A 13,189-nucleotide genomic window follows, 5' to 3' on the forward strand; every position below is an offset into this window, starting at 1 on the left:
GCTGGGCGCGCAGTTCCCCGCGCCCCTGGGCGGTCCGGCTCACGCGCACCGTTCAGTCCCGTGACCCCGGGGGGTTACCTGGCCCCGCGCAGAGCCATCGCCTCTGCTTCCGTCTCCACCGCCGGAGGCGAACCCGGCAGCGGCCGGCGGGCCGATTCCGTCATGTACCAGACGGCGATGCCGCCGATCACGGCCGCCGCCATCATGTAGTACGCGGGCATCATCTTGTCACCCGTCGCGCCGATCAGCGCCGTCACGATCAGCGGCGTCGTGCCGCCGAAGACCGAGACGGAGATGTTGAAGCCGATGGAGAGGGAGCCGTAGCGGACCTTCGTCGGGAAGAGGGCCGGGAGGGCCGACGGCATCGAGGCCGTGAAGCAGACCAGGAGCATGCCGAGCGCGCCGAGGCCCAGGGCGATCGCCCACAGGGAGCCCTCGCGGATCAGCAGGAGGGCGGGGACCGAGAGCAGGAAGAAGCCCGCGCAGCCCGCGGCGATGACCGGGCGGCGGCCCACCCGGTCCGTGAGCGCCCCCATGAAGGGCTGGGCGCACATCATCAGCGCCATGACGGCCAGGATGACCAGGAGCCCGTGCGTCTCGTCGTACTTCAGCTCGCTGGTCAGATAGCTCGGCATGTACGACAGCAGCATGTAGTCCGTGACGTTGAAGACCAGGACCAGGCCCATGCAGAGCAGGAGCGTCTTCCACTGGCCCGTGACCATGTCGCGCAGGCGCACCTTCGCGCGGGTCTGCTCGTCCTTGTGCGCCTTCTCCAGCTCGGCGGCGAACGCCGGGGTCTCCTCCAGCTTCATCCGCAGGTAGAGACCGATCAGGCCCATCGGGCCCGCGATGAGGAACGGGATGCGCCAGCCCCAGGAGAGGAGGTCGTCGGTGGAGAGCAGGGCCGTCATCAGCGTGACCAGGCCCGCGCCGCCGATGTATCCCGCCAGCGTGCCGAACTCCAGCCAGCTGCCGAGGAAGCCGCGCTTCTTGTCGGGGGCGTACTCGGCGATGAACGTGGAGGCGCCCGCGTACTCGCCGCCCGTCGAGAAGCCCTGCACCAGGCGGGCCGCGAGGAGCAGGACCGGCGCCCAGACGCCGATCGACGCGTACGACGGGATCAGGCCGATCGCGAACGTGCCCGCCGCCATCATGATCATGGTCAGCGCGAGCACCTTCTGGCGGCCGACGCGGTCGCCGAGGGGGCCGAAGACCATGCCGCCGAGCGGCCGGATCAGGAAGGCCGCGGCGAAGGCGCCGAAGGTGGAGAGCAGCTGGGCCGTCGGGTTGCCCGAGGGGAAGAAGACCTTGCCGAGCGTCACGGCGATGTAGCTGTAGACGCCGAAGTCGAACCACTCCATCGCGTTGCCGAGGGCGGCCGCCTTCACCGCGCGCTTCACCATCGCGGGGTCGGTGACGGTGACGTCCTGGGCCGCGGCCGCTTCTCTCCGCGGCCGGGGCAGGGGGGCGTCCGACGGCTCGGGCTTCCGTAGTGCGACGGGGGTGGCGCTCGCCAAGGGTTCGCTCGCCTGCTTTCGGTCGACGACAAGGACGAGGCCGCACCCATAAACTGGCGCGGCCCGAAAAGCGACCATAGGTGCAAGGGGCATCATTACGGTCGGTGGCCGGTCGGCCGCACAGCGCCGCAAAACGGCTGCTGTCCAGGTCAAACGGCATTTACCCAGGTGGCAGGGGTTATGTGCCCATGTGATCTTTGTCGCGGCCGGGGCCGGGAACCGCCGCGTCACGAGGACGGAAACCGTCACGTCAGGGGGCCGGGAACCGCTGCCACCGGGTGGGGGCCCTGTTGGGCGCCACGGACAAAGGCGATAGAAAGCGATGTGGCGGCCAGGTGAAATGGTGGTTGCGTGCGTCTCCATCTCAGGGACGAGAACTTCACATCCGAGGCGAGGACCGACGAGGGCGGAGGGTCGACGCGGCGTGGCGAACGTTGAGCACAGGGGGCCGGGCGATGTCTTGGGAGCAGGGCAGACCGGTGGACCCGGGACGCGGACGGGAGCGGCCCGTGTCGTCCTCTGGCTGGTCGCCGCGGTCCTCGCGATCCGGCAGATGGCCGTCGTCCTGCGTACCCCCGAGGGTGACCGGCTGACGGACCTGGAGACCTGGATCGGTCCCGAGGGCGTCCTGCACGTGAACGGTTCCCTCTACGACGCGGACAAGTTCACGGGCACACCGTTCGCCGGGCTCGTCCTCAAGCCCCTCACCCGCGCGGGCGAGCAGGCGCTCGGCTGGATGTGGACGTTCGGCACGCTCGGCCTCGTCGTCGTGCTCGGCGTGGTCGCCGCCCGCGCCCTGCCCCAGCCCGTCACCCGGCGCACCTCGCTGCTCGCCGCCCCCGTGGCGGTCAGCCTGCTCATCCTGTCGCTGCCGGTGCGCAACACCCTGTACCTCGGCCAGACCAGCATCCTGCCGGTGCTGCTCGTCCTGCTCGGCCTCTTCGCCGTCCGCGGGCAGCGGACCTGCGGCGTCCTCATCGGCATCGGCGCCGCCCTGCAGCCGACGGTGCTGCTCTTCGCCGCGCTGCTCTGGTTCACCGGCCGCAAGCGGGCCGCCGCGGCCACCGGCGGCGCCTTCGCCGCCTGCACCGCGCTCGCCTGGGCCGCCATGCCGAGCGATTCGACGACGTACTGGATCCACCACCTGGCGGGCGCGGGCCTGGGCGCCGACCCGGACGCCAACGCCAACCAGTCGCTGCACGGCATGCTGCTCCGCGCCGGCCTCGAAGGCCCGCTGGAGATCGGGGTCTTCCTGGCCCTGAGCGCCGCCGTCGTCGCCCTCGGCCTGCGCCGCGCCGTGCGGTACGCGCAGGACGGGCAGCTGCTCCTGGCCGTCGCGATCACCGGCTGCGTCGCCGTCGCGGTGTCGCCGACCACCTGGCAGCACCAGCTCCTGTGGGTGCTCTTCGCGGTGGTCGGCCGGGCCGGAAAGCGCCGCTCCGACCGCTACATGTGGCCGGTGGCCGTCGTCCTCGTGTCGACGCTGCCCGCCAAGATGATGCTGCCGAACATGCCGGTCACCGAGCCGATCCGGGACAACATCGTGCTGATCGCGGCGCTCGCCGCGGCCACCGTCGTGCCGTTCCTGTCCCGGCAGCACCCGCAGTACCGCAGCCCCATCCCCACCGAGTACGCCGAGCCCGTCCCGGCCCGCTGGAGCCGGGTGCCGCTGGTCCCGTTCTGGCGGCGCGTCCTGGCCCGCCCGAACCTGCTGCTCGAACTGCTCCTGATCCGCGTCGGCTACTCCGCCTACCAGCAGGTCAGGCTGGCGGCGACCGGCGGCACGATCTCCGGGGGCCGGGCCGACGCCGAGCGCCACGGCGAACAGGTCCACGCCATCGAGCAGTTCCTGCACATCGACATCGAGCACTGGTTCAACCACCTCACGGCGCGGACCGGCTGGATGCAGGACTTCTTCAACTTCTACTACACGTCGTTCCACTTCCTGGTGCCGCTGACCGTCCTCGGCGTCCTGTACGTCCGCAGGCCCGCCGACTACCGCTGGGCGCGCTCCGCGCTCGGCTTCGCGACGGTCCTCGCGCTCATCGGCTTCTGGGCCTATCCGCTCGCCCCGCCGCGCCTGATGCCGGAGCTCGGCTTCATCGACACCGTGCACGGCGTGCAGGACTTCACGCAGCCGGACTACGGCACACTGACGCAGCTCACCAACCAGTACGCGGCGATGCCCTCGCTGCACTTCGGCTGGTCGCTGTGGTGCGGTCTGGTCATCGCGGTCATCGCGCCCAGGTGGTGGATGAAGGCCCTCGGCCTGCTGCACCCGTTCTTCACGGTCTCCGCGATCGTGGGGACCGGCAACCACTGGGTGCTCGACGCGGTGGGCGGCGCGGCCGTCGTGGGCGCGGGCTTCGGCCTCACCTACCTCCTGTCCGGGCCGAGGGTGCGGCAGCCGCTGAAGGCGGCCACGGGCGCGGAGCCCGTCATCGGCACGTCGAAGGCCGACTTCGTGAAGGACCATAGCCCGAGCTGATCTCGTACGTGCCGGGCGCGGGCACCGAAAGGCGGGTGAACTCGCCGTGCGGCTTCAGACAGGCTCCCTCCGCCCGGAGCCACGGCGAGTACACGAGGCGCAGCGTCACCGAGCCCCGCTTGGGCACCCGCACCACCATGTTCGACCCGGAGGAGCGGACGACGGCCGCGGGCTCGGAGACGAGCGGCACCGGGTCCTTCACCCGGAAGATCTGCCAGTGCGCGTCCTTCCACACCGGCTTCAGCCACTTCTCCCCGCTCGCCACCAGCGCCGCCTCGTCCTCGGCGAAGCCGTCCGGCTTGCCCGCGGGCAGCACCACGTATCCGACGGCCCACCGGTCGAGCCACGCGCGGTAGGTGGACGCCGAGAACGAACCGTCGTAGAAGAGGCGGCCGCGCTCGATGTCGAGCTGGCGGTTCCAGCCGCGCGCCATGTTCACGTACGGGGCCAGCGCGGTGGCCTCGCGGTGGTTGCGGGTCGGGACGACCTCGACGCGGGTGCGGTTGGCCTCCAGGCGCTCCAGCTCCCGCACCACGCCGTGGGTGTCGATCGCCCACTTCGGTACCTTCGTCGACACCGCGAGGTCGTCGAAGGTCTTCTGCGCCACCCACGCCGAGGACAGCACGAGCGCCACCGTCAGCGTGACCCTGCGGGCCCGGGTCAGGCCCGGCACGAGCAGGGCGGCGAGCAGCACGGCGGGGCCGATGAGCTCCGCGAGCCGCTCGACGTTGGTCCCGATGGGAGAGGGGATGAGGTACGTCAGGACGGTCCCGACCGCGTAGACGCCCGCGCCCCGGCGCAGGACCCGCCACTCGCGGGGACCCGCCACGATGAGGGCCAGGCTGAACAGCACGGGCGGGAAGATCCGGTCGAAGGGCATCAGGTGCTCGCCGGTGAACGGGAAGAGCACCGTGGTCGCCGCGACGACCAGGAACGGCGGCACGATCAGCGCGGCCGACCGCACCCAGTCGCGTACGAAGAAGTAGCCCGCGCCCGCCACGACGAGGAAGAGCCCCGCGACCGGGGAGCCCATGGTGGCGAGGGCCGCGCACACCACCGCGACGACCGTGCGCCGCTGTCGGACCAGGGCGAGACAGGCCGCGAGCGCGAAGGCGAGGCCGAGTGCGAAGGTCGTGCGGCCCGAGGCGACGTTGCACCACACCGCGAGCGAGGCGAGCACCGCGGGCCACAGGGGTCTTCGGACACCGGTGCGCGCGATCAGGGCGGCGACCAGCCAGGCCCCCGCGACACCGGAGAGCACCGTGACGGTCCGCACGCCGAGCGCGGCCATCAGGTACGGCGAGATGAGGCTGTAGTTGGCGGTGTGCATCCCGCCGTACCAGAAGAGGTTGTACGCGGCCGTGCCGTGCTCGGAGGCGAACCGCGCCCACGCCTCCTGCGCCGCGAGGTCGCCGCCGCCCGTGGCCAGGAACGCCGCCCACACGACGTACAGGGGAAGGGTGGGGAGGGTGGCCAGGAGCGGGACGCGATGGCGCCGCAAGAAGGGGCGCAGGGGTGCGTTCCGACCGGTGGACGTGCTGTCGGACGGGGCGAGCGTTACGTCGGCAGAGGCCACGGCCACCGTTTCCGTTCGAGTCCGGGGAAGGCAAGGTTCACTTCCCCAGACGCCGGATGCAACGGAAACGTTGGTTCCGTAAATGTAATTGACCTGATAGGTCGCCTTATGACGCTCTATCGGCTCAGGGGTGGGCTGTCGGCTCAGGGGCGGGCGCTGACCTGAAGTTCCTTCACCCCGTTGAGCCAGGCGGAGCGGAGTCTGCGCGGGTCGCCGGTCAGATGCAGACCGGGCATGGCGTCGGCGATGGCGTTGAAGATGAGGTTGATCTCCAGGACGGCGAGGGACTTGCCGAGGCAGAAGTGCGGGCCGCCGCCGCCGAAGCCGAGGTGCGGATTCGGGTCGCGGGTGACGTCGAACTTCTCGGGCGATTCGAACACGTCGGGGTCGTGGTTGGCCGAGGAGTAGAAGATGCCGACCCGGTCGCCCTTCTTGATCCGCGCGCCGCCGAGCTCCGTGTCCTGGGTCGCCGTGCGCTGGAAGGAGACCACCGGGGTGGCCCAGCGCACGATCTCCTCCGCCGTGGTCGCCGGGCGCTCGCGCTTGTAGAGCTCCCACTGGTCGGGGTGGGTCAGGAGGGCGTGCATGCCGTGGGTGATGGCGTTGCGGGTGGTCTCGTTGCCGGCCACCGCGAGCAGGATCACGAAGAAGCCGAACTCGTCGGAGGAGAGGTTGCCCTCGTCCTCGGCCGCCACCAGCTGGCTGACGATGTCCTTGGCGGGGCACTCCTTGCGGGCGGCGGCGAGGTTCATCGCGTAGGAGACGATCTCCATCGCGGCCTCGGCGCCGACCTCCTCGGTGATGGCGTACTCCGGATCGTCGTACGCCGCCATCTTGTTGGACCAGTCGAAGATCTTGGAGCGGTCCGCCTGGGGCACGCCGATGAGCTCGGCGATGGCCTGCAGCGGCAGCTCGACGGCGACGTTCGTCACGAAGTCGAAGGAGCCGTCGGGTCCCGCGTTCGCCAGCGCCGTCTCGACGATGGAGCCGGCCCGGGCCCGCAGCGCATCCTCCAGCGAGCGGATGGCGCGGGGGGTGAAGCCGCGCTGCACGATCTGCCGGACCCGGGTGTGCTCGGGCGGGTCCATGTTGAGCATGATCATCTTCTGGACTTCGATCTGATCGCGGGTGATCGTCTCGTTGAAGCGGATGATCGCCGTGTTCAGATTGGAGGAGTACAACTCGGGGTGCGTGGAAACGTACTTGACGTCCTCGTGGCGCGTGACGGCCCAGTAGCCCGCGTCGTCGTAGCCGGATATCCGTGGCGGCTGGGCGATCCAGCGCACCGGTTCCGTCTGCCGCAGCTGTGCGAACTCCGGGAGGGGTACGCGGTCTTGGAGCAGGTCGGGGTCGGTGAAGTCGAACCCGTCGGGCAGCGCTGGACAGGGCATCGGCAACTCCAGGCGTGGGCTGAGTTCTGACGATCCATCAGGACAGTTGGCTCGCAAGGTAGTAACGGGTTCTACAAGAGGCAAGGCCCAGGGCGGGTCCGGTTGCGTGCGGGTCCTGCGCAAGATGCGTGCAAGACCCTTGCGGCACCAGGGCTCCGCTCAGCAGACTGACGGGCAGAACTAGAACGCGTACTAGTTCCACTCGCGAGCCGCCGGGACGGCTCGCGGGACGTGGAGAGGGAGGACGAGCCCATGGCCGCGGAACCCGTCATCGTCGAAGCAGTGCGCACGCCCATCGGCAAGCGCGGAGGCGCGCTCGCCAATCTCCACCCCGCCTATCTGCTCGGTGAGACCTACCGCGAACTCCTCGGCCGCACCGGCATCCACGCCGACTGCGTCGAGCAGATCGTCGGCGGCACGGTGACGCACGCCGGGGAGCAGTCCATGAACCCGGCGCGCACGGCCTGGCTCACCATGGGGCTGCCCTACGAGACCGCGGCGACCACCGTCGACTGTCAGTGCGGCTCCTCCCAGCAGGCGAGCCACATGGTCGCGAACATGGTCGCGGCCGGTGTCATCGACGTCGGGATCAGCTGCGGCGTCGAGGCGATGTCGCGGGTGCCGCTCGGCTCCGGCTCCAAGCACGGCCCCGGCAAACCCTTCCCCGACGAGTGGAACGTCGACCTGCCCAACCAGTTCGAGGCCGCCGAGCGCATCGCCCGCAAGCGCGGCCTCACCCGCGAGAACGTGGACTCGCTCGGCCTCATCTCGCAGGAGCGGGCGGCCGTGGCCTGGGCCGAGGAGCGCTTCAAACGCGAGACATTCGCCGTGCAGGTGCCCACCACGGAGGAGGAGCAGGCCTCGGGGCAGGGCATGTGGCGGCTCGTCGACCGCGACGAGGGGCTGCGCGACACCACGATGGAGGGCCTCGGCCGTCTGAAGCCGGTCATGCCGACCGCCGTGCACACTGCGGGGAACTCCTCGCAGATCTCGGACGGCGCGGCCGCCCTGATGTGGGCGTCCAAGCGGATGGCGCGGGCCCTCAAGCTGAAGCCGAGGGCGCGCATCGTCGCGCAGGCGCTCGTCGGTGCCGACCCGCACTTCCATCTCGACGGGCCGGTCGACGCGACGCGCGCGGTGCTCGGCAAGGCCGGGATGTCGCTGAAGGACATCGACATCGTGGAGATCAACGAGGCGTTCGCGTCGGTGGTGCTGAGCTGGGCGCAGGTCTTCGAACAGGACCTGGAGAAGGTGAACGTGAACGGCGGCGCGATCGCCATCGGCCACCCGGTGGGGGCGACGGGGGCGCGGCTCATCACCACGGCCCTGCACGAACTGGAGCGCAGGGACAAGGAGTTCGCGCTCATCACCATGTGCGCGGGGGGCGCGGTCGCCACGGGGACGATTCTGCAGCGGCTGTAGTCCGGGGTGTCCGTAAGCCCGGGGTGTCCGTAAGTACACCTTCTGCCCGGGGGATTCTCGGTTGTCGGTGCGACCGGGGCCCTTCGTAACGTCGGAGCATGACGAAAACGATGTCCGGCCGCGCCCGTTCCCCGCGTCGAGGGGGCGCCGCCCTCGCCGCGCTGATGCTCGCCGGACTTGCCGGACTCACCGCCGCGCCCGCCGTGCAGGCGGCGCCCGGGCAGCACGCGGACCGGGGCGACCGGACCGCCCGGGGTGCCCTCCTGAAGGTCACCCCGGTCGCCGACCTGAGCCGCGCCGAGGTCGCCCGCTTCCTGAAGAAGGGCGAGTTCGAGTCCGGCAAGGCGACCGTGCGGTACGGCGTGCGGGCGTACCGCCTCACCTACCGCACCGTCGACACCCAGGGCCGTCCCACCACCGCCACCGGCCTGTTCGTGCTGCCCAGGACGCCAAAACACCGCGCCCTCGGTCTCGTCTCCGACAGTCACGGCACGATGGTCCACCGCTCCTACGCCCCCTCGGTCGCCGAGGACTTCGGGCGGCTGAGCCCCTACCTCCACGCCGCGGCGGGCAAGGCCGTCGCCGCGCCGGACTACCTCGGGCTCGGCAAGGGTCCCGGACGCCATCCGTACATGGACACGCGCTCGGCGGTCACCGCGTCCGAGGACATGCTCCGCGCCACGCGCGCCGCGGCGCGGCGCGAGGGGCGCACGCTCTCCGGCGATCTGTACCTCACGGGCTTCTCGCAGGGCGGGCAGGTGGCGATGGCGCTCGGCAGGGAGCTGGACCGCAAGGGCGGCGCCGCGCCGTTCACGGCGCGTGCCGTCGCGCCCGTCAGCGGGCCCTACGACCTGTCCGGCGAGGAGTTCCCCGCCCTCTTCGACGGCCGGGTCAACGACACGAGCGGCGTCTTCTACCTCTCGTACTTCCTGGTCGCCCAGAACCGTCTGCACCCGATCTACAAGGACCCCTCCGAGGTGTTCCGCGCGCCCTACGCGGACCGGGTGGAGCAGCTCTTCGACGGCGAGCACGGCGAGGAGGAGGTCCTGCCCGCGCTGCCCGGATCGCTGAAGGAACTGCTCACGCCCGACTTCTACGAGCGCGTCCAGCATCCGGGCGGCGGCCTGAAGGAGGCGCTGGAGGCGAACGACGGCGCCTGCGACTGGAAGCCCGCGGCGCCGGTGCGGCTCTACGCGTCACGGGGCGACACCGACGTGCCCATCCAGAACGCCCGCGGCTGCGCGGCGGTCCTGGCCGCGCACGGGGTGCGGGCGCCGGTCGTGGACCAGGGCGGGGTGCCGCACATGGGGTCGGCGGCGCGGGCGACGCCGAAGATCGCGCGGTGGTTCGCGGCGGTGCGGTAGCCGACGGGCGGCCCGGTACGCGAAAGAGGCGGCAACCCCGTGGGGGTTGCCGCCTCTTTCAGTGGCGGTTCGCGGCGGCTCAGTACCAGCCGTTGGCCTGCCAGTGGTTCCACGCGCCGACGGGGCTGCCGTAGCGGTCGTTCATGTACTTCAGGCCCCACTCGATCTGGGTCTCGGGGTTGGTCTTCCAGTCGGCGCCGGCCGAGGCCATCTTCGAGGCGGGCAGGGCCTGGACCAGGCCGTAGGCGCCGGACGAGGAGTTCGTGGCGCTGGGGTTCCAGCCGCTCTCGTGCGAGACGATCTTGTCGAACGCGGCGAACTGGGCCGGGTCCGGGATCTTCTTCTGGGCGATCGCCTTGGCGGACGCGGGGGCGGCGGCCGGGGCGGCGGCCTTCGCGGTGGTCGGGGTGGCTGCCTGGGCCGGGGCCGCGGCGAAGACCATGCCGGAAGCGGCAGCGGCGACGAGAGTGCCGGTGATGGCCTTCTTCGGGGAAGCGATGCGGCGGATGAGCGAGGCGGACACAGAGGACCTTCCGGTGGGGGACGGGGCGATCGCGGTGCACGCCGTCCGACACGGGGGTGTGGGGGACATGCGGCGGCGCCGAGGCCCGGGTGGGCTGTCGGCGCCGTGCGACTCATCCAGAGAAGCAGGGCTGTTACCCCGCCGCAATGACCCCATTTACTAGTGGAAGTCGCACCCGAGTCGAATGTCCTTCATGTGACGTGGCTCTCAATGTGCAGGTCAGCGCGGTGATTGACGCGTGTACATCAAGAAGGAAGGTCTACGAGCCCGCTTCGTAGAGGACCAAGGTCCTGTGCGCCGCCTCACTCGGGACGGGCCCGGATGTAACGGAGTGCGTCGGTTTCCCTACGGTTTCGGCGCCTCGAATGTGACCGGCGCCTCGAACGCGGCCCGGCGCGTGGCCCGCCGCAGCGCCTTCAGCACGGCGGGGCCGAGCGCGAGGCTCAGCAGCACGGTGACGACCGCCCGCGGCAGGTCCCAGCCGAGCGAGGTCGCCAGGCAGTACGCGACGAACCGCCCGAGGTTGTCCGCCAACGGGTCGCCCGGCACGAAGGAGACACCGGTGGCGAGACCGCCGAGATAGGGCCAGCCCTGCAGGTTCATCACCGTGCCGTACAGGACGGAGGACACCGCCCCGTAGCCCGCGAGGAGCCACAGCTCGCGCCGCCCGCGCAGGCTGTCGGCGCCCGGGAGCAGCCCCGCGCCCATGCAGACCCAGCCCATCGACAGCATCTGGAACGGCATCCACGGCCCCACACCGCCGGTCAGCAGCGCCGACGCGAACATCGACACCGCCCCGAGCACGAACCCGAAGCCCGGCCCGAGCACCCGCCCGCTCAGCACCATCAGGAAGAACATCGGCTCGATGCCCGCCGTCCCCGCGCCCAGCGGCCGCAGCGCGGCGCCCGCCGCGGCCAGCACGCCCAGCATCGAGATGGCCTTCGCGTCGAGACCGACGTCCGCGATGGTCGCCACCACCACGGCGAGCAGCAGCGGAAGCAGCGCCGCGAAGAGCCAGGGCGCGTCCTGCGCGTGCTCACTGAGCCCCGAGTCGCCCGCCGCGAGCAGCGGCCACCCGAAGGCGGCCACGCCGACGGCGCTGACCAGGGCGAGAGCGGCGACCGAGCGGACGCCGAGACGGATCGGGCGGGCCCGGCCGCGCGCCTTCGGGACGGCGCTCACGAGGACTCCCCCCGCCCCGCGTCGAGGGCTCGCCGCACCTGGGCGACCGTCAGCCACTCCTGCGGCGCCAGGATCTTCGTGACCTGCGGCGCGAAGGACGGCGACGACACCACGATCTGCTCGGTCGGGCCGTCCGCGACGACCTCGCCGTCCGCGAGGATCACCACCCGGTGGGCGATCTCGGCGGCCAGCTCCACGTCGTGGGTGGCCAGCACGATCGCGTGCCCCTCGGCGGCGAGCCCGCGCAGGACCGTGACCAGCCGGGTCTTGGCCGCGTAGTCGAGGCCGCGCGTCGGCTCGTCCAGGAGCAGCAGCGGCGGGCGCGTGGTCAGGACGATCGACAGGGCGAGCGTCAGGCGCTGGCCCTCGGAGAGGTCCCGGGGGTGGGTGTCGTCCGCGATGCCCGGCAGCAGCTCGTCCACCAGGGCCCGGCAGGTGCCGGGGGCGGCGTCCGCGTCGTGATCGGCGGCCGTGCACTCGGCGGCCACGGTGTCCGCGTACAACAGGTCGCGCGGTTCCTGCGGTACCAGGCCGACGTGCCGGATCAGCTGCCGCGGTGCCGTGCGGTGGGGGACCGCGCCGCCGACGCGGACGGTGCCCGAGGTGGGTTCGAGGAGGCCGACCAGGGCGGACAGGAGCGTGGACTTCCCGGCGCCGTTGCGGCCCATGAGGGCGACGGTCTCGCCGGGCACGACCGTGAGGTCGACGCGGCGCAGCGCCTCGACGCGGCCGCGGCGCACGGCGAGCCGTTCGACGGAGGCGGCCGCCGCGTCCTGCGCCGTGGCCGTACGTTCCTTGCGCGGCCGGGGCCACCGGCGGCCGGGAGCCTGTGCCGTGCCCGGCTCGGCCGGCGTCTCCCGGGGCGGCTCCGCGCCCGCGAGCCGCTCCCGCAGCGCGCCCGCCCTGCGCCGCGCGTCCCGCACGGTCAGCGGCAGCGGCGACCAGCCCGCGATGCGGCCGAGGGCGACCACCGGGGGGAAGACGGGGGAGCGGGCCATCAGCGCGGCCGGGTCGCCGAGCACCGGAGCCTCGCCCGGCGCGCCGAGCAGCAGCACTTGGTCCGCGTACTGCACCACCCGCTCCAGCCGGTGCTCGGCCATCAGGACCGTGGTGCCGAGGTCGTGGACGAGCCGCTGCAGCACGGCGAGGACCTCTTCGGCGGCGGCCGGGTCGAGGGCCGACGTCGGCTCGTCGAGGACGAGGACCCGCGGATGCGGGGTGAGGACCGACCCGATGGCGACGCGCTGCTGCTGGCCGCCCGACAGGGTCGCGATGGGGCGGTCGCGCAGCCCGGCGAGGCCGAGCAGGTCCAGGGTCTCCTCGACGCGTCGGCGCATCACGTCGGGGGCGAGTCCCAGGGACTCCATGCCGTAGGCCAGTTCGTCCTCGACGGTGTCGGTCACGAAGTGCGAGAGCGGGTCCTGGCCCACGGTGCCGACGACGTCGGCGAGTTCGCGGGGCTTGTGCGTACGGGTGTCGCGGCCCGCCACGGTCACGCGGCCGCGCAGGGTGCCGCCCGTGAAGTGCGGCACGAGACCGCTCACGGTGCCGAGCAGCGTCGACTTGCCGACCCCGGAGGGACCGACGAGCAGCACCAGCTCGCCCTCCGGGACGTCGAGGTCGACCCCCTGGACGGTGGGCAGCGCCGCCCCGTCGTAGGTCACCGAGACGTCCTCGAAGCGGATCATGAGGTCTCCTCGGAGGCTGCGGGGGAGGCGGGGGAGGT

General features: G+C 71.7%; 9 protein-coding genes. 3 read left to right on the plus strand and 6 right to left on the minus strand.

Going from position 1 to position 13,189, the window contains the following annotated elements:
- Positions 1–74: 74 nt before the first annotated feature.
- A complete protein-coding gene (proP, locus tag AOK03_RS21635) occupies positions 75–1,517 on the minus strand; it encodes a glycine betaine/L-proline transporter ProP (RefSeq protein WP_055566972.1) in 1,443 nt (480 codons plus the stop codon).
- A gap of 424 nt (positions 1,518–1,941) precedes the next feature.
- Here proP and AOK03_RS21640 point away from each other — a divergent pair, with 424 nt between their 5' ends.
- On the plus strand, positions 1,942–4,005 hold the full coding sequence (locus AOK03_RS21640; protein WP_055566973.1) for a bifunctional glycosyltransferase 87/phosphatase PAP2 family protein: 2,064 nt from the start codon (positions 1,942–1,944) through the stop codon (positions 4,003–4,005).
- On the opposite strand, the gene AOK03_RS21645 is transcribed toward AOK03_RS21640, so the two are convergent.
- Positions 3,956–5,581: a hypothetical protein gene (locus AOK03_RS21645; protein WP_055566980.1), complete on the minus strand. Its 1,626-nt coding sequence runs from the start codon at positions 5,579–5,581 to the stop codon at positions 3,956–3,958. The two genes, AOK03_RS21640 and AOK03_RS21645, sit on opposite strands and share 50 nt — an antisense overlap.
- 143 nt (positions 5,582–5,724) lie before the next feature.
- Positions 5,725–6,972, minus strand: a complete 1,248-nt coding sequence (locus AOK03_RS21650; protein ID WP_055566974.1) for a cytochrome P450 — start codon at positions 6,970–6,972, stop codon at positions 5,725–5,727.
- Between the two features lie 252 nt (positions 6,973–7,224).
- Between AOK03_RS21650 and AOK03_RS21655 the strand changes: the two genes are divergently transcribed.
- Positions 7,225–8,394, plus strand: coding sequence for a steroid 3-ketoacyl-CoA thiolase (locus AOK03_RS21655; RefSeq protein WP_055566975.1), 1,170 nt, complete (start codon positions 7,225–7,227; stop codon positions 8,392–8,394).
- 98 nt (positions 8,395–8,492) lie between these two features.
- A complete protein-coding gene (locus AOK03_RS21660; RefSeq protein ID WP_244177691.1) occupies positions 8,493–9,758 on the plus strand; it encodes an alpha/beta hydrolase in 1,266 nt (421 codons plus the stop codon).
- Positions 9,759–9,837: 79 nt separating this feature from the next.
- Here the strand turns inward: AOK03_RS21660 and AOK03_RS21665 are convergent, their stop codons facing one another.
- The 3 genes from AOK03_RS21665 to AOK03_RS21675 form a co-directional block, all read right to left on the minus strand.
- On the minus strand, positions 9,838–10,281 hold the full coding sequence (locus AOK03_RS21665; protein WP_055566977.1) for a lytic transglycosylase domain-containing protein: 444 nt from the start codon (positions 10,279–10,281) through the stop codon (positions 9,838–9,840).
- A gap of 345 nt (positions 10,282–10,626) precedes the next feature.
- Entirely contained in the window at positions 10,627–11,463 is an 837-nt protein-coding gene (locus tag AOK03_RS21670) for an ECF transporter S component (protein ID WP_055566978.1), read from the minus strand.
- Positions 11,460–13,151 (minus strand): ABC transporter ATP-binding protein, encoded by a 1,692-nt coding sequence (locus tag AOK03_RS21675; RefSeq protein WP_055566979.1) that lies wholly within the window; start codon positions 13,149–13,151, stop codon positions 11,460–11,462. The genes AOK03_RS21670 and AOK03_RS21675 overlap by 4 nt, the downstream gene beginning before the upstream one ends.
- Positions 13,152–13,189: the final 38 nt, after the last annotated feature.

Source organism: Streptomyces atriruber, from assembly GCF_001418325.1.
Classification (GTDB): Bacteria; Actinomycetota; Actinomycetes; order Streptomycetales; family Streptomycetaceae; genus Streptomyces; species Streptomyces atriruber.

Bases quoted from the DNA above. Each gene is read 5' to 3' on its own strand.
- AOK03_RS21660 (WP_244177691.1), top strand. From the start codon at position 8,493: ATGACGAAAACGATGTCCGGCCGCGCCCGTTCCCCGCGTCGAGGGGGC.
- AOK03_RS21675 (WP_055566979.1), bottom strand. From the start codon at position 13,151: ATGATCCGCTTCGAGGACGTCTCGGTGACCTACGACGGGGCGGCGCTG.
- AOK03_RS21650 (WP_055566974.1), bottom strand. From the start codon at position 6,972: ATGCCCTGTCCAGCGCTGCCCGACGGGTTCGACTTCACCGACCCCGAC.
- AOK03_RS21655 (WP_055566975.1), top strand. From the start codon at position 7,225: ATGGCCGCGGAACCCGTCATCGTCGAAGCAGTGCGCACGCCCATCGGC.